The sequence below is a fragment of the Enterobacter sp. RHBSTW-00901 genome, from assembly GCF_014103115.1.
Classification (GTDB): Bacteria; Pseudomonadota; Gammaproteobacteria; order Enterobacterales; family Enterobacteriaceae; genus Enterobacter; species Enterobacter cloacae_P.
This window is the reverse complement of sequence record NZ_JABXPB010000001.1, coordinates 4,504,303-4,521,631: the sequence shown is the minus strand read 5'-3', so window position 1 is coordinate 4,521,631 and position 17,329 is coordinate 4,504,303. Positions and strand designations below refer to the sequence as shown.

The following is a 17,329-nucleotide window of genomic DNA, read 5'->3' as shown; positions in this document are numbered from 1 at the left end:
AAAAGGATGCTTTTTACCCTGAAGAAATACATTGGAGGGATGATGCTCCCCCTTCCACTGCTCCTGCTCCTCATCGCGCTGGGGCTGGGGCTGGTGTGGTTCAGTCGCTTTCAGAAAAGTGGCAAAATACTCATTACGCTGGGCTGGCTGGCGCTGTTGTTGCTGAGCCTGCAACCGGTCGCGGATGGCTTATTACGCCCGGTCGAAAATAAGTACCCGACATGGCAGGGAAATCAGAAAGTGGAGTACATTGTGGTGCTGGGCGGCGGGTACACCTGGGATCCGAACTGGGCACCCAGCTCAAACCTGATCGGCAATAGCCTGCCCCGGCTGAACGAAGGCATTCGCCTGTGGCTGGCCAATCCAGGATCAAAAATGATCTTCACTGGCGCGGCAGCAAAAACGAACCCCGTCAGCACGGCTGAAGCGGGTGCAAGAGTGGCTGAATCACTCGGGGTTCCGCGTGCCTCTATCATCACGCTGGATAGCCCAAAAGATACCGAAGAAGAAGCCGCAGCCGTGAAACAGGCGATCGGCGATGTCCCGTTTTTACTGGTAACGTCTGCCTCACACCTGCCAAGGGCAATGATTTTCTTTGAAAAACTTGGGCTTCATCCACTCCCCGCCCCTGCTAATCAGATGGCCATCGACGCACCGCTCAACCCGTGGGAACGGGCGATACCGTCCCCGATGTGGTTGATGCATAGCGATCGCGTCGGCTACGAGACGCTCGGACGCCTCTGGCAGTGGCTCAAAGGCACGTCAGGCGAGCCAGGGCAGGAGTGATTTTTTCGCAAGATCGAAGTTGGCGCGATTGAAACGGCCGGTATTCACCAGTTGCGCCACTTCATCCCAGAGCAGGTAGAGCCAGCGCCGCCAGAGGAACGCTTCCGCGACGGGCGCGCGCTGTAAATAATGCCACAGCAACCCCTCTGCTGACCCGCTGTCGCTCAACCGGAACAACTCATATTCACGCGGTGCCCAGAGCATAACCCCTGGCCCCAGCATTGCCAGCAGTTGGTCACTGCGGGAGTCTTTCAGCATGCTGCGCAGGGTAAAATTACCGTGTATCAGTACGCAGTTGTCGTTAAATCCGTCGAACAACGCCGGTAAACATTCGCGGGTACGAAACAGAATACGTTTGTCCTGCATCGTTAAACCGGTGTTGCTGAACTGATTGAGCGTCCCCCACAGCACTTCGACCCGCTGGCGATACCACAGCGGCCACAGGTTTTCCTGGGTGCTGTCGACTGGGCCAACCAGCCCACGACTGTCCTGCCGGTGCCAGGCGAGTAGTGCTTCAACAATCTGGTCTTTCAGCTGTTCCCAACGTTCTGGCGTACGCGCCGGAGCCTCAACGGACACCCCGCGTAAACGCTCAATCAACAGAACATCCGGACCGGGGTGTTCCTCATGCGTCATCACGCCGTAAACTGTCGGCATGCGGACTGTTCCTTCCCGTGCCAGCATCGAAATTTTCCAGGCGAGTTGTCTGGCGACACCCGGCGAGGTAAAACTTCGGGCCATCAGTGGCATCGGGTTTCCCTGACTGTCATACAACGACCAGAGTGCGGTATCTGCCTTTTCATTGACACACTCAACCCGGCTTAATTTCTCACCAAGTAAATGGCTAAGTTCGGCACGCAACTGTTCCATATGAGATTACCCCCATTAAGACTACTGCTTTTATAATGAGCGTGCAGACGGCAGATGTCACCCGGAAGAGATCAATTATGGATAAGAAAGGGGAAAAATAGCCAGGCGGGAGAACATCCCCCCAAAAGGAGGGATGCAGGCGTTATTAACGCAATTCTGCGCGAACACGCTCGAGATCGTCAGGGGTATCAACGCCCGTGCCAGGAACTTCCTGCGCCACTGCGACGTGGATTTTTTCGCCATACCAGAGCACGCGAAGCTGCTCCAGCATTTCGATATGTTCCAGCGGGCTGGGTGCCCAGGTAACATAACGACGAATAAAGCCTGCGCGATAACCGTAGATCCCAAGATGACGCAGGAACGTGTCGCCAATCGTTTCTTTGGACACGGCAAAGCGATCGCGATCCCACGGAATGGTGGCGCGGGAGAAATAGAGCGCATAACCCTCTGCGTCCATCACCACCTTCACGGCATTCGGGTTAAATGCTTCTTCCGCGTGATGAACAGGTACCGCAAGCGTAGCCATACCGACCTGACGCTGCGCCAGGTTTTCCGCCACCTGACGGATAATGACCGCCGGGATCATCGGCTCGTCGCCCTGCACGTTCACGATGACCGTATCATCGCTGAAACCGCATTTTTCGACCACTTCAGCCAGACGCTCAGTACCGGACTGGTGATCGGCGCGGGTCATGCATACTTCTCCGCCAGCCGCTTCAACCGCACGCGCGACGTCCGGGTGATCGGTTGCCACAATAACGCGGTCAGCACCGGATTCACGGGCACGCTCAAGCACATGCACAATCATCGGCTTACCGTTGATATCCACCAGCGGTTTACCCGGCAGGCGCGTTGACGCATAACGTGCCGGAATAATGACGACAAAACTCATGGTTTGCTCTCTTCTGCCACCAGGGAACGGGCTTCATTTTCCAGCAGGACCGGAATACCGTCACGCAGCGGGAAGGCCAGACTGTCCAGCTTGCAAATCAGCTCTTGTTTATCCTGGCTGTAGTAAAGTTTGCCGTTGCACACCGGGCAGGCAATAATTTCAAGTAAACGGTGATCCATAGTTCCTCCGTATGGGTAATCACTAAAGCTTAACACATTCCCTTTTCAGGGAGTGCCTGTTTCCCAGCCACTTCGACAGGTTGTAAATAACCCGTCTGGAACACGACCCAGCGTCACGTTGCTCGCCCCCTGCCAGAGCGCAAAGTCGCTAATGGCGGACGTTAACCCTTTTTCCAGGGCTGCCGTCACTTTTACCCCGTCTTCAAGATAGAGCGCGATAATTTCAAGCGTGCCGGTTTTACGGTGCATTTTGGCATCCATACGCCCCACCAGTTGCCCTTTATGCAGCAGAGGTAAAACGAAGTAACCGTACTGACGTTTTGGTGCGGGGGTGTAGCACTCCAGCCGGTAGCTGAAATCAAACAGCTGTTCGGCGCGTTTTCTGTCCCATACAACCGGATCGAAAGGCGACAACACCGCGCTGTGGGTAGCCTGAAGTTTTCCTTCCTGAGCCTGCGGCAACAGCGGAAGTAGATCCGTATGCAGCCACATATCACCCAGCGTTTCCACAGAAACGGGAACCACACACTGCTCGCGTTGCCACTTCTCGAGCAACGGCTTCAGCGCAGGCTGGCGAAGGCGATAGTAATCCGCCAGCCATTGTGGCCGGAAAATCCCCAGACTACGGGCACTGTTTTCCAGCATGAGAGCTTCGGCAGAATCCTGGGTGAGCAGATCGCGTCGATCGTCCCAGTGTGGCATTACACGGTGTGTCAGGTCATACACGCGCTGAAAATTACGTCGCTCAACCACCATCACTTTGCCTGATGTAAATAACCCTTCAAGATGACGTTTGTGCGGCTTCCACTCCCACCAGCCGCTCGCACCTTTTCGTGGATGTTCAAAATCAGCGGAGCGTACCGGGCCGTTTTCCTGAATATGCGCGATAAGCTGCTCAATTTCAGCCGCGTGCTCGTGCATCCATTCCTGGCGGTATTTCCAGCCCATCTTGTCCGGGGAGAGCATACGATGGCGAACCAGCGCAAAATCGCTACGCGGCAGGAAGCAGGCCTCGTGCGCCCAGTATTCCATGAGGTCGCCCTGGCTAAGCGCATTGTCCAGCCACTGTGGCTGATAATGTCCCAGACGACTAAACAGCACCAGATAAGGGCTACGCGCCACAATATTAATGGTGTCTATTTGCAGCAATGACATGCGTTGCACGGTAGAGAGGATATCGGCGGGTTGCGCACGGCGACGGGGCTTTTTAAGCAGCCCCTGCGCGGCAAGGTGAAGATTACGTGCAGCTGAAAGCGAGAGTTGCGGTAAAGACATGCGTTTTCCTGTCAGTCAAAGCGCCACCAGAACCGTGTAGGCTGTTAATGCACTAACGCAATCAGTTCCTTAAGCAATTGTTCCGGCTGCTCACCGCTGAGTTCAGCGTCAACCGGCAGATACCACCAGTTTTCTTTCGCAAAGGCGCGGCATTTCACCGCATCTTTTTCTGTCATGATCAGCGTCTGTCCGGGTACCGTCAGCGCATCCACCTGCTCTGCCACCAGCGCCTGATGGTCGGCCAGCGGCACACATTTATCCAGACGAGCACCGCACTGTTCCAGCGTCGAAAAGAAACGTGGTGGATGACCAATACCCGCCATCGCCACCAGCGCAGGCAATTGGGCGACGGCCTGGCGTTCTCCGGTCAACAGGTTCACCGCCATTCCCGGGTGAAGATGCATCGGGATTTCACCCGACTTTGCAACGCCTCCGTTAACAATCACCGCATCAACGGAGCGCAGACGCGAAGCGCGTTCACGCATTGGCCCGGCGGGCAGCCACCAGCCGTTACCGAAACGGCGAACCCCGTCGATCACCACAATCTCTTTATCACGCGCCAGGGCGTAATGCTGCAGGCCATCGTCAGTGATAATTATTTGTACTTCATGTTCAGCAAGAAGCGCCTGAACAGCGTCGCTGCGCAGCGGAGAGACCGCCACCGGCGCGCCGGTACGTTGGTAAATCAATACCGGTTCATCCCCCGCTTCGGCGGTGGTTGTTTCCTCCGCCAGCAGCAGTGGGTATCGCGCCGCTTTACCACCATACCCACGCGAGACAACACCCGGGCGGATACCGCGTTTTTGCAATTGTTCGACGAGCCAGATCACCACCGGCGTTTTACCGTTGCCGCCGGCCGTAAGATTACCCACAACCACAACCGGAACCGGTGCGCGCCAGGCACGCTTGATCCCCAGACGGTAAAGCTGACGAATGATGCCGCTCACCAGGCCGTACAGCCACGAGAGCGGCAAAAGCAGCAGCCACAGCGGGGATTCACCGGACCAGATGCGTGCAATCATTGGCCGAACTGCATCTTGTGAAGCTGGGCGTAAACGCCACGGTGTTCCAGCAAATCAGCATGGCTTCCGCGTTCGACAATCACGCCATCTTCAACCACGACGATTTCATCAGCCTGTTCGATCGTCGACAAACGGTGCGCAATCACCAGCGAGGTACGGTTCTTTTGCAGTTCATCCAGCGCCGACTGAATGGCACGTTCAGATTCCGTATCCAGTGCAGAGGTCGCTTCGTCCAGAATCAGGATTGGGCTATCACGCAGCAGAGCACGGGCAATGGCGATACGCTGACGCTGGCCGCCGGAGAGCAGTACACCGTTCTCACCAATGATCGTATCCAGGCCGTTATCCATCTTATTGATAAAGTCCATCGCATACGCCATGCGAGCGGCATTCTCAATCTGTTCGCGGCTGTACTCTTCGGTACGCGCATAGGCGATGTTGTTCGCGACCGTATCGTTGAACAGATGCACGTTCTGAGATACCAACGCAACCTGGTTACGCAGCGACTGCAGGGTGTACTCCCGCAGGTCGTGACCATCTAACAGGATCTCACCTTCGTTAATGTCGTAGAAACGGGTGATCAGGCTGGCAATGGTGGATTTACCTGAGCCGGAACGCCCCACCAGGGCAACGGTTTTACCCGCCGGAATGGTCAGGTTGATATTACGCAAGGCGGGTGTTTCGCGGCCAGGATAGCTGAAGGTCACATTACAGAACTCAACATCCCCACGGGCACGCTCAATCACACGTTTACCTTCGTCTTTCTCCTGTTCGGAATCCAGAATGCTGAACAGGGTCTGACAAGCTGCCATCCCACGCTGGAACTGGGCGTTAACGTTAGTCAGCGACTTAAGCGGACGCATCAGCGCAATCATGGATGAGAAGACAACGGTGATAGTCCCCGCCGTCAGGGTCTCCATGACGCTCGGGAAGCTCGCCGCATACAGAACAAACGCCAGAGCCAGAGAAGCAATCAGCTGAATCACCGGGTCAGAGATGGAAGAGGCCGAAACCATTTTCATCCCCTGCAGACGCATTTTGTTGCTGACCTTATCAAAGCGGTGGGTTTCGACTTCCTGGCCGCCGAAAATCAACACTTCTTTATGCCCTTTCAGCATCTGTTCAGCGCTGGTGGTCACCTGCCCCATTGTGTTCTGCATATTCTTACTGATGTTGCGAAAACGCTTCGAGACAACGCGAATAGCAATAGAAACAACCGGTGCCAGCACGATAAGGATGATTGACAGCTGCCAGCTGTAATAGAACATCATCGCGAACAAACCGATAATTGATGCCCCTTCACGCACAACGGTAATCAGCGCACTGGAGGACGATGAGGCCACCTGCTCTGAGTCATACGTGATACGAGACAGCAATGTCCCGGTCGATTGCTTATCAAAGAAAGAGACCGGCATGCCCATCATGTGACTGAACAGACGACGGCGCATGGTCATAACCACTTTTCCTGATACCCAGGAGATACAGTAACTGGAAATATAGCTGGTGATACCGCGTAAGATCATCAGTCCGATAACCACCAGAGGCATCCATAGCAACACTGAGCGATCCGTTTTACCAAAACCGTCGTCCAGTAACGGTTTAAGAAGCGATAGCATAAAAGTATCGCTGGCTGCGTTGAGGATTAACGCTACACCCGCCACGATCAAGCCTGGTTTAAAAGGTGCAATCATCGGCCAGAGTCGGCGGAATGTTTGCCACGTGGAGAGATCTTTGTCGTTATGCATTCAAAAAACCAGCATTTGTTGAAATAGCCGCATATTCTACCCGTTATCTACGGGCGCGCCAAACCACTGATGATACCAACGTGGTAAATATTGATCTCGCAAACGTCGGATTTGCCAGTCATGTTGTGAAAAAGTCACAGATATTTGTCCAGATTGGGGTGTATCGTACCAAATATAGCCCTCTTTTCTGTAACGTCTGACCACTTTGCCTGACGGAAATCGCCACGCGTTATAACGTGCTGCCGAGGCCAGCGCGATTTTTCCTTCCACCCGCTGTACCAGGGGGGCTGATGAAGACGTATTACTGCCATGATGGGGTACCTGAATGAGTGTTGATGCAAGATAACGCCAGCGGTGACTAAGCATCGCAAGTTCAGCCTCTGCCTCAATATCACCGGTCAGTAGCACGCTTTGTTCACCATCATCAATTTTAACCACGCAAGAACGCTTATTGCCTTTAGCAGACAGATTTTCAGGTGGCCAGTGGACGGTGAATGTTAACCCCTGCCACTGCCATTGCTGCCCACGAAAACACGGAAGATGCCCCACCCAGCGTAATGAACTTCTTACCCACAAATCGGGCCATGTCTTTTGCAACGACGCCAGCCCTCCAGCGTGGTCGAGATGCTCGTGACTCAGAATGATGCCTTCAGGCCGCAGGTGGTGCCAGCGAAGCCAGGGAACGAGCAGTTGTTGTGCGCTATCACCACCTGGCCAGGCCAGACCGGTATCATATAAAATCGCTTTACCCTGCCGTTCAATAACCATTGCCAGCCCCTGCCCCACATCCAGCATATGCAACGTCCAGCTATCGGTTTTAACCGTTCGCCAGAAAGGGGATGCCAGCATCAGTGTTCCTGCCATGCAAACTGCCTGAACCGTTTTCCAGGCACAAAAACGCCAGCCGATCAGAGCAAGCCAGGGCAGCAATGTCAGGTATTGCCAGCGTTCATCAACATTCTGCCAGCCATCCGGTAAACGCATCAGCAACCAGAACAATCCTTCCAGAGATTTATCTGCCGCAAACCAGATGGCCGTTTCCAGTGACGACAGCGGGAGCAAATGTAGCAACATACCGGCCAGGATCAACGGAACAGAGATAAACGTGACCAGAGGAACGGCAAAGAGATTCGCCACCAGAGAAGAGATGCTGAAACCATGGAAAATCAACACCTGTAATGGCAGGAGCAACAGTAGCATTCCGACCTGTAAATAGATCATATTCACCAGCGGTCGCATATGGCCAAACCGGTGCCAGCGCGGAAGTGGCAGCCACTGATACCAGAAAATCAATGCCGCCACGGCAAAGGCTGACAAGGCCAGGCTTTGCGAAAGTACGGCTAAAGGATCGAAGATCAGAATCGCTGCCACGCAGCAAAACCAGACTTGCCAGGGGGTCCAGCGACGGGCGCTTATCCGCAAGGCCGCCAGCACCGCAAGCGAGATGACGGTGCGCAGTGCAGGTGGTTGCAATCCGGTGAGCCATGCATAAAAGGCCGCAAAGAACAGTCCGCCCAGAACGGGCATCTGCCAGTAAACCCAGTTGCACGGCAAGAAAAACTGGATACCCCGGACAAGTAACCAGGCGATGGATGCCGCCAGCGCAATATGCAGGCCCGAAATCGCCATCAGATGCAGTGTGCCTGTTTCACGCATCAGGTTTTTTATTTCTCGCGGTACATCCAGGCGCTCCCCCATTCCCAGCCCCAGGATCACCGCTCCCCACGGATATGAAGACAACGTATTTTGCAGTGACATCAGATATCGGGCACGCAGGCTGCAGCGATCGTCGACAATTTCAGCCTGAGTAAACCGGCCGCTCAGCGTTTGATGTCGGGCAAAAGCGCTTTGTTGCGCATCATAACCGCCGTCGTTTAGCTCACCGTGTACTGCCCTGAGGTGCAGCGTCATGGCCCAGCGCTGACCAGCACACACCTTTTGCGGCAGGTAATTGCCATACAGCATTACCCCCGTGGAAGCACTCCAGCGTTTGCCGTTGAGAGTCACAATCTTCCCCTGATGCATCATTGCCCCATCGGTGGCCGTAATCTCTACCACTGCCCGCTGTACACCCGTGGTTAAATGCTGCATCGGCCATACGCTTTCTTGCGCAGCAAGAATACCCCAGACGCAAAATAACAACCCAATACCGACAAACCTCAGCTCAACTTTTCGCTGGATAGCCAGCACTATTCCGCCAGCAATCATTATCCAGACGATATGGCGTGCTGGCAGTTCAGGTAGCCAGAGTAACGGTACTATCGCCAGAATGGCGCACACACTAATAACGGGAATTCCCATTGCTACCTCCCTGTTTCAGGGCGGTAGTATGTAAGCAGGCAGGGAAAGCGTCAGTGGGAAAAAATACGGGTTACAGCAGACGCTGTAATGTTTTTAACGGGTTGCAGAAAAGCGAGGCTGAAATTGCGGCGCATCTTCAGAATGAAAGTGAGACAGACAAAAAAAGCACCCGCAGGTGCTTTCTCTTTTAACCCAGTTTACACCTGACGGTTAAACTCAGTTGCCGTAAATATTGGCGCGATCGCGCAGTTCTTTACCCGGCTTAAAGTGTGGAACGTACTTGCCTTCCAGCTCGACTTTATCGCCAGTCTTCGGGTTACGCCCGGTACGTGGAGCACGATAGTGCAAAGAAAAACTACCGAAACCGCGGATTTCAATGCGCTCGCCCTGGGCAAGAGTGGTGGCCATATGCTCCAGCATCTCTTTTACGGCATCTTCCACTGCTTTTGCAGGGATGTGCGGTTGCTGACTGGCAAGTCTTTCAATCAATTCTGACTTGGTCATGATTCCTCCGGTTCCTTTCAAACCAATTAGCTGAACAGCTCATTAAACAAGGGCGGCCGTAGCCGCCCTTTGTTATTGATTACAGGACGAATCCTGCAATCTGTCAAGTCTGCTCCTCATCCTTATCGCTGTAAATGCGTTACAGCTCAAATGATGTTGAGAACTTGATATTACTCGCCTTTAGCTGCTTTGAAAGCTTCAGCCATTGCGTTGTTAGAGAAGTTTGCATCTTCCTGTTTGTTAACAGTTGCGATTGCATCTTTCTCATCAGCTTCGTCTTTAGCACGAACAGACAGGCTGATTGCACGGTTCTTACGGTCAACACCGGTGAACTTAGCTTCAACGTCGTCGCCAACGCTCAGAACCAGAGTTGCATCTTCAACGCGGTCACGTGAAGCTTCAGAAGCGCGCAGGTAACCTTCAACGCCGTCAGCCAGTTCTACGGTTGCGCCTTTAGCGTCAACTGCAGTCACTTTACCGTTTACGATTGCGCCTTTCTTGTTCAGTGCAACCCAGTTGTTGAACGGATCTTCTGCGAGCTGTTTAACGCCCAGGGAGATACGTTCACGCTCTGCGTCAACCTGCAGAACAACTGCAGCGATTTCGTCGCCTTTTTTGTATTCACGAACTGCTTCTTCGCCTGCAACGTTCCAGGAGATGTCAGACAGGTGAACCAGGCCGTCGATGCCGCCGTCCAGGCCGATGAAGATACCGAAGTCAGTGATAGACTTGATTTTACCTTCAACACGGTCACCCTTGTTGTGGGTTTCCGCGAACTGCTGCCATGGGTTGTTTTTGCACTGTTTCAGGCCCAGGGAGATACGACGACGTTCTTCGTCGATATCCAGAACCATCACTTCCACTACATCACCAACGTTAACAACTTTGGATGGGTGGATGTTTTTGTTGGTCCAGTCCATTTCGGAAACGTGTACCAGACCTTCAACGCCTTCTTCGATTTCAACGAAGCAGCCGTAGTCAGTCAGGTTGGTAACGCGACCAGTCAGTTTAGTACCTTCTGGGTAACGCTTAGCGATAGCAACCCATGGATCTTCGCCCAGCTGTTTCAGGCCGAGGGATACACGAGTACGTTCGCGGTCGAACTTCAGCACTTTAACAGTGATTTCGTCGCCAACGTTCACGATTTCGCTTGGGTGCTTAACGCGTTTCCACGCCATGTCGGTGATGTGCAGCAGGCCATCAACGCCACCCAGGTCAACGAATGCGCCGTAGTCAGTGAGGTTCTTAACGATACCTTTGACTTCCATGCCTTCCTGCAGGTTTTCCAGCAGCTGATCGCGTTCTGCGCTGTTTTCGGATTCGATAACGGCACGACGGGATACAACAACGTTGTTACGCTTCTGGTCCAGCTTGATTACTTTGAACTCAAGCTCTTTGCCTTCCAGGTGCAGGGTGTCACGAACTGGACGAACGTCTACCAGTGAACCTGGCAGGAACGCACGAATACCGTTCAGCTCAACAGTGAAGCCGCCTTTAACTTTGCCGTTGATAACACCGACCACAGTTTCAGCTTCTTCGTAAGCTTTTTCCAGCGTGATCCAGGCTTCGTGACGCTTAGCTTTTTCACGGGACAGCAGGGTTTCACCGAAGCCGTCTTCCACTGCATCCAGTGCAACGTCAACTTCGTCACCAACCTGGATTTCCAGCTCGCCCTGGGCGTTTTTGAACTGCTCTGCCGGAATGGCGGACTCAGATTTCAGACCGGCGTCAACCAGTACTACGTCTTTGTCGATAGCAACAACAACACCACGAACGATGGAACCCGGACGGGTTTCGATTTCTTTTAAGGATTCTTCAAACAGTTGAGCAAAAGATTCAGTCATGTTTAATCTTCAGGTTAATATTAACGTCCACCTGGCTCCGTGCCGGATGGGGTTGTTTCACATACCCGCCGTCAATCCATTGCAGCGGGGGTACTGCTAAATCGGTCGCGATTACGCGAGTGCCAGTTTTTGGCGCGCATATTGTAGCGCTTTTTCAATCACTTGCTCAATAGTTAAACTGGTTGAATCCAGCACTAATGCATCTTCAGCAGGAACAAGTGGAGCGACAGCGCGGTTACGGTCGCGATCGTCGCGCTCTTTTATCTCGGACAAAAGGCGATCAAAGTTAACACTAAACCCCTTCTCCTGCAACTGAAGCATGCGGCGTTGAGCACGTTCTTCCGAGGAGGCGTCAAGGAAAATTTTTACTGGTGCATCAGGGAAGACCACGGTTCCCATATCACGTCCGTCGGCGATCAAACCCGGGGCTTCACGGAATCCACGCTGGCGACGTAAAAGTGCCTCACGAACACGCGGGAACGCTGCCACCTGGGAAGCCGCGTTAGCAACTTCCTGGGTACGAATTTCGCCACTGACGTCTTCCCCTTCCAGGATCACTTCGAGGTTACCGTCGGTCGAAACAAAACGCACATCCAGATGCGCAGCCAGCGGTACCAGTGCCTCTTCAGACGCAACATCAACGTGGTGATGCAGCGCAGCCAGAGCCAGCACGCGATAGATTGCTCCCGAATCTAAAAGATGCCATTGCAATGCTTCCGCCATCGCTTTGCACAGAGTACCTTTCCCTGCGCCACTAGGCCCATCAATGGTGATTACCGGGGCAACTGCCGTCATCTTTTTCTCCTTAATTAAGGCATACCGTTAACATGAACGCCGCGCATTATACGCGCCAACGTGTGCAACTGTTACCCTTGCGTGCAAATTACGGAATGATTGAAGCAGAGTGTAGAAGAAACGGGCGAGGATGAACGTCAGAAAGCGTAAGGAAATGCCGCATCGGATGATGCGGCAGGGATCCATCAGGCCAGCGTGCTAATACGCGCCAGCTGCTCGAAATAGTCCGGGAAGGTTTTTGCCGTACATTTCGGATCGAGGATGGTCACTGGCGTGTCGGACAGCGCCACCAGCGAGAAACACATTGCCATACGGTGATCGTTATAAGTGCCGATTTCCGCGAACTGCAGTTTTGTCGGAGGCGTGACGCGAATGTAGTCTTCGCCCTCTTCCACTTCAGCACCAACTTTACGCAACTCGGTTGCCATCGCGAACAGGCGGTCAGTCTCTTTTACGCGCCAGTTGTAAATGTTACGCAACGTCGTGGTCCCTTTCGCGAACAGCGCAGCCGTCGCAATGGTCATCGCCGCATCCGGGATATGGTTCATGTCCATATCGATGGCATTCAGCTCGCCGTGAGTACAGGAGATAAAGTCATCGCCCCAGGTGACGACAGCACCCATTTTCTCCAGCACATCCGCAAAGCGGATATCGCCCTGTACGCTATTACGGCCAATACCGGTCACTTTTACCGTACCGCCTTTAATCGCACCGGCCGCCAGGAAGTAGGACGCCGAAGAGGCATCGCCTTCAACAAGGTAGTGACCCGGAGACTGGTACTGCTGCGCACCGCGAACCACAAAGCGCTGATAAGACTGGTTTTCAACCTCAACACCGAAGGTTTTCATCAGGTGCAGCGTGATATCAATGTACGGCTTAGATACCAGATCACCTTTAATGGTGATGACCGTATCCTGCGGAGCCAGCGGTGCGGTCATCAGCAGTGCGGTCAGGAACTGGCTGGAGACGCTTCCGTCAACCTCAACGTTACCGCCGGTAAAGCCACCACGCAGACGTAACGGTGGATAATTTTCCTGCTCCAGATACGTAATTTGTGCGCCGCCCTGACGCAGGGCATCCACCAGGTGACCGATTGGACGCTCTTTCATGCGCGGCTCGCCGGTCAGCACAATGTTGTTACTGCCCAGACACAAGGCAGCCGCCAGCGGACGCATCGCCGTTCCGGCGTTGCCCAGGAACAGTTCAAGCTCTTCAGCCGAACGCAATGCACCGCCGTTGCCGGTCACTTCGCAACGGGTACGATCGTCAGACAGCGTGTAATGAACTCCCAACGCTTTCAGCGCATTGAGCATATGGCGTACGTCATCACTGTCCAGCAGATTCGTGAGGACGGTGGTGCCGTTTGCCAGAGCTGCCAGCAGCAGAGCGCGGTTCGAGACACTTTTTGAACCAGGCAGATTAATGGTGCCATCTACCCGCGCGATAGGTTGTAACGTCAGGGATTCCATGAAACTTAACTCTCAACTCGACATAATAAAAACCCCGCAGCACAAGCTGCGGGGGTGAAAACAGCGCAATTAACCGTGACGACGTTCGAAGTCGACCATGAAGTCGGTCAGTGCTTTTACGCCTTCCAGCGGCATGGCGTTATAGATAGAGGCGCGCATACCCCCTACCACGCGGTGGCCTTTCAGCGCATGCAGGCCCGCTGCAAACGACTCTTCCAGGAAGACTTTATCCAGATTGCTGTCTGCCAGCTGGAACGGCACGTTCATGCGGGAACGGTTCGTTTTCGCCACGTCGTTGCGGTAGAAATCACTCTTATCAATCACACCGTACAGCAGTTCCGCTTTTTGCTGGTTGATCTTGTCCATCTGCGCCACACCGCCGTTTTGCTTCAGCCATTTAAAGACCAGGCCCGCCAGATACCAGGCAAACGTCGGTGGGGTGTTGAACATGGAGTCGTTATCGTTCAGCACGGTGTAATCCAGAATCGACGGGCACGCAGTGTGTGCTTTGCCCAGCAGATCTTCACGCACAATGACCAGCGTCAAACCCGCCGGACCAATGTTTTTCTGTGCACCGGCGTAGATCACACCGTAGCGGCTCACATCAATTGGCGCGGAGAGAATGGTGGAGGAGAAATCGGCTGCCACCACCACATCTTTGCCAAAATTCGGCGTTTCATCGATGGCAATACCGTCGATGGTTTCGTTCGGGCAATAGTGCAGATAGGCTGCGTTATCAGAAAGCTGCCACTCGCTCATTGGCTTCACGGCACGCAGGCCATCAACGGTAATTTTGCCGTCAATAACATGTGGCGAGCAGTATTTTTTGGCTTCTTTCACTGCGCTTGCAGCCCAGTAGCCAGCGTCAACATAGTCAGCGGTCGTTTTGCCGCCCAGAATATTCAGCGGAACGCCAGCAAACTGACCGCGTCCACCGCCGTGGCAGAACAATACTTTGTAGTTCGAGGGAATATTCAGCAGATCGCGAAAATCCTTTTCTGCCTCTTCCGCCACCTGAATAAACTCTTTACCACGGTGGCTGATTTCCATCACCGATGTACCAAGACCGTTCCAGTCACAAAGTTCCTGTTGAGCCTGTTTAAGCACGTCTGCCGGTAACATCGCCGGACCTGAACTGAAATTAAAGACTTGAGCCATTTCCCCTCACCACGCTAAAAGCCATAAGTTATAACTGTGGATATCGGTTTTATCATTCAGTGACACGCGCCGCAATGTCTAAAACTTATGACCGGCGAAATGTGTCTGTCGTCACACAATACAATCTGCCACCTTGCTGTCACAAAACCGATAAAATGGCTGCCAGGTGATCGATTTGCCCCGGCTAACCTTCGTCCATCCTGGATTCACGCGGCGTGGACATTATTGATTGTTCTTCTGCCCTATAGCCCTGCCTTTTATTTTCGCCGAAGATAGCACCTGTCATGCAAAACCCGTATCATTGCGCGCTTTACGTACGATAAAAGTGAACGCCATGACTCAAACGTTTATCCCCGGCAAAGACGCCGCTCTGGAAGATTCCATCGCTCGCTTCCAGCAGAAACTGACCGACCTGGGCTTTAATATCGAAGAAGCCTCCTGGCTGAACCCGGTGCCTCACGTCTGGTCTGTGCATATCCGCGATAAAGACTGTGCACTGTGCTTTACCAACGGTAAGGGCGCGACGAAAAAAGCGGCTCTGGCCTCTGCGTTGGGTGAGTATTTTGAACGTCTGTCGACCAACTATTTCTTCGCCGACTTCTGGCTGGGTGAAACCGTCGCAAAAGGCCCGTTCGTTCACTATCCAAATGAAAAATGGTTCCCGCTGACCGAAGACGACGAACTGCCAGCAGGCATTCTGGATGCACGTCTGCGCGCGTTCTACGATCCGGAAAACGAACTGACCGCCAGCATGTTGATTGACCTGCAGTCCGGCAATGAGGAACGTGGTATTTGCGCCCTGCCGTTTACCCGCCAGTCCGATGACCAGACCGTCTATATCCCAATGAATATCGTCGGCAACTTGTACGTGTCTAACGGCATGTCCGCCGGTAACACCCGCAACGAAGCGCGCGTGCAGGGTCTGTCTGAAGTCTTCGAACGCCACATTAAAAACCGCATTATTGCCGAGTCTATCAGCCTGCCTGAGATCCCGGCTGACGTCCTGGCACGCTATCCGGGCGTGGTAGAGTCCATCGCTAAGCTGGAAGCGGAAGGTTTCCCAATCTTTGCCTATGACGGCTCTTTGGGCGGTAAATATCCGGTTATCTGTGTGGTGCTGTTCAACCCGGCTAACGGAACCTGCTTTGCTTCCTTCGGTGCACACCCGGACTTCGGCGTAGCGCTGGAGCGTACCGTGACCGAGCTGCTGCAGGGTCGCAGTCTGAAAGATCTCGACGTGTTTACCCCACCAACGTTTGACGACGAAGAAGTGGCCGAGCACACCAACCTCGAGACGCATTTCATCGACTCCAGCGGTTTGATCTCCTGGGATATGTTTAAGCAGGACGCGGACTACCCGTTCGTGGACTGGAGCTTCGCCGGCACCACTGAAGAAGAGTTCGCCACCCTGATGGCTATCTTCGACGCAGAAGATCAGGAAGTCTATATTGCTGACTACGAGCACCTGAGCGTCTACGCATGCCGCATTATTGTTCCAGGCATGTCCGACATTTATCCGGCGGAAGATCTGTGGCTGGCGAACAACAGCATGGGCGCACATCTGCGTGAAACGCTGCTGGCCTTGCCGGGCAGCGAGTGGGAAAAAGAAGATTATCTGAACCTGATCGCCCAGCTGGACGATGAAGGTCACGATGACTTTACCCGCGTACGCGAACTGCTGGGTCTGGCGACCGGTAAAGACAACGGTTGGTATACCCTGCGCATTGGCGAGCTGAAAGCGATGCTGGCGCTGGCTGGTGGCGACCTGGATCAGGCGCTGGCCTGGACCGAGTGGACAATGGAGTTTAACCAGTCCGTCTTCTCTGCCGAGCGCACCAACTACTACCGTTGCCTGCAAACCCTGCTGCTGCTTGCGCAGGAAGAAGATCGTCAGCCACTGCAATATCTGAATGCATTCGTGCGTATGTACGGTGCAGAAGCGGTGGAAGCAGCCAGCGCGGCGCTGAGTGGTGAAGAGCCGTTCTACGGACTTCAGGCTGTTGATAACGATCTGAAAGCCTTCCCGGCGCATCAGTCGCTGTTGAATGCTTATGAGAAACTGCAGAAAGCTAAAGCGACTTACTGGTCAAAATAAGCGCACATAACATGAGTAGCAGTAGGCGTATTCAATCGTCTGGGCTATATTACGGGGCGATTTCATTGCCCCGTTTTTTATTTTCTTCGGCAATGACTGTTAATTGTAATAATAAAGTTAAACACGGGTAAATATAATAATGCTTACCCGGGCTTTGCTGTTACTTTTTATGGTAAATACTCCATTTTAATTAACTGTCCAGGAGATGGTCGAACGAAAAAATTCAACTCTTTTCATAACTTTTAAAATTTATTTTTATACGGATAATCAAATACTTACTCCGCATTTGTTGTAAAACCATACGCATTGCGGGCCTATAAGCCAGGCGAGATATGATCTATATCAATTTCTCTTCTATAATGCTTTGTTAGTATCTCGTCGCCGACTTAATAAA

Annotated in this window: 14 protein-coding genes; 2 read left to right on the top strand and 12 right to left on the bottom strand. The window is 53.3% G+C overall.

Features of this window, described 5'->3' with window-relative positions; translation table 11 throughout:
• Window positions 1-6 precede the first annotated feature (6 nt).
• Complete coding sequence (gene elyC, locus HV318_RS21765) at window positions 7-786, top strand: envelope biogenesis factor ElyC (RefSeq protein WP_182274393.1); 780 nt, start codon at window positions 7-9, stop codon at window positions 784-786.
• On the opposite strand, the gene HV318_RS21760 is transcribed toward elyC, so the two are convergent.
• From HV318_RS21760 to serC, 12 genes are all read right to left on the bottom strand, one after another.
• Window positions 763-1,656 carry a YcbJ family phosphotransferase gene (locus HV318_RS21760; protein ID WP_182274392.1) on the bottom strand — a complete coding sequence of 298 codons (894 nt, stop codon included), beginning with the start codon at window positions 1,654-1,656 and terminating at the stop codon, window positions 763-765. The two genes, elyC and HV318_RS21760, sit on opposite strands and share 24 nt — an antisense overlap.
• Window positions 1,657-1,801: 145 nt before the next feature.
• Entirely contained in the window at window positions 1,802-2,548 is a 747-nt protein-coding gene (gene kdsB / locus HV318_RS21755) for a 3-deoxy-manno-octulosonate cytidylyltransferase (RefSeq protein ID WP_182274391.1), read from the bottom strand.
• The gene (gene ycaR, locus HV318_RS21750; protein WP_006174474.1) at window positions 2,545-2,727 is read right to left on the bottom strand and encodes a protein YcaR; all 183 of its coding nucleotides are present in this window, start codon (window positions 2,725-2,727) and stop codon (window positions 2,545-2,547) included. The genes kdsB and ycaR overlap by 4 nt, the downstream gene beginning before the upstream one ends.
• 45 nt (window positions 2,728-2,772) lie before the next feature.
• A complete protein-coding gene (locus HV318_RS21745; RefSeq protein ID WP_182274390.1) occupies window positions 2,773-4,002 on the bottom strand; it encodes a winged helix-turn-helix domain-containing protein in 1,230 nt (409 codons plus the stop codon).
• Between the two features lie 44 nt (window positions 4,003-4,046).
• The gene (gene lpxK / locus HV318_RS21740) at window positions 4,047-5,024 is read right to left on the bottom strand and encodes a tetraacyldisaccharide 4'-kinase (RefSeq protein WP_182274389.1); all 978 of its coding nucleotides are present in this window, start codon (window positions 5,022-5,024) and stop codon (window positions 4,047-4,049) included.
• Window positions 5,021-6,769, bottom strand: coding sequence for a lipid A ABC transporter ATP-binding protein/permease MsbA (gene msbA / locus HV318_RS21735; RefSeq protein WP_182274388.1), 1,749 nt, complete (start codon window positions 6,767-6,769; stop codon window positions 5,021-5,023). The genes lpxK and msbA overlap by 4 nt, the downstream gene beginning before the upstream one ends.
• A gap of 36 nt (window positions 6,770-6,805) precedes the next feature.
• Complete coding sequence (locus HV318_RS21730) at window positions 6,806-9,070, bottom strand: ComEC family protein (protein ID WP_182274387.1); 2,265 nt, start codon at window positions 9,068-9,070, stop codon at window positions 6,806-6,808.
• A 216-nt stretch (window positions 9,071-9,286) separates the two neighbouring features.
• Window positions 9,287-9,574 (bottom strand): integration host factor subunit beta, encoded by a 288-nt coding sequence (gene ihfB, locus HV318_RS21725; RefSeq protein ID WP_003858233.1) that lies wholly within the window; start codon window positions 9,572-9,574, stop codon window positions 9,287-9,289.
• A gap of 170 nt (window positions 9,575-9,744) precedes the next feature.
• Window positions 9,745-11,418, bottom strand: a complete 1,674-nt coding sequence (gene rpsA / locus HV318_RS21720) for a 30S ribosomal protein S1 (RefSeq protein ID WP_003858235.1) — start codon at window positions 11,416-11,418, stop codon at window positions 9,745-9,747.
• Between the two features lie 111 nt (window positions 11,419-11,529).
• Window positions 11,530-12,213: a (d)CMP kinase gene (gene cmk / locus HV318_RS21715; RefSeq protein ID WP_152084089.1), complete on the bottom strand. Its 684-nt coding sequence runs from the start codon at window positions 12,211-12,213 to the stop codon at window positions 11,530-11,532.
• Between the two features lie 185 nt (window positions 12,214-12,398).
• Window positions 12,399-13,682 (bottom strand): 3-phosphoshikimate 1-carboxyvinyltransferase, encoded by a 1,284-nt coding sequence (aroA, locus tag HV318_RS21710; RefSeq protein WP_182274386.1) that lies wholly within the window; start codon window positions 13,680-13,682, stop codon window positions 12,399-12,401.
• A 69-nt stretch (window positions 13,683-13,751) separates the two neighbouring features.
• The gene (serC, locus tag HV318_RS21705) at window positions 13,752-14,840 is read right to left on the bottom strand and encodes a 3-phosphoserine/phosphohydroxythreonine transaminase (RefSeq protein ID WP_182274385.1); all 1,089 of its coding nucleotides are present in this window, start codon (window positions 14,838-14,840) and stop codon (window positions 13,752-13,754) included.
• Between the two features lie 334 nt (window positions 14,841-15,174).
• On the opposite strand from serC, the gene ycaO reads away from it, so the two are divergent.
• On the top strand, window positions 15,175-16,935 hold the full coding sequence (gene ycaO / locus HV318_RS21700; protein WP_182274384.1) for a 30S ribosomal protein S12 methylthiotransferase accessory factor YcaO: 1,761 nt from the start codon (window positions 15,175-15,177) through the stop codon (window positions 16,933-16,935).
• The last annotated feature ends 394 nt before the right edge of the window (window positions 16,936-17,329 follow it).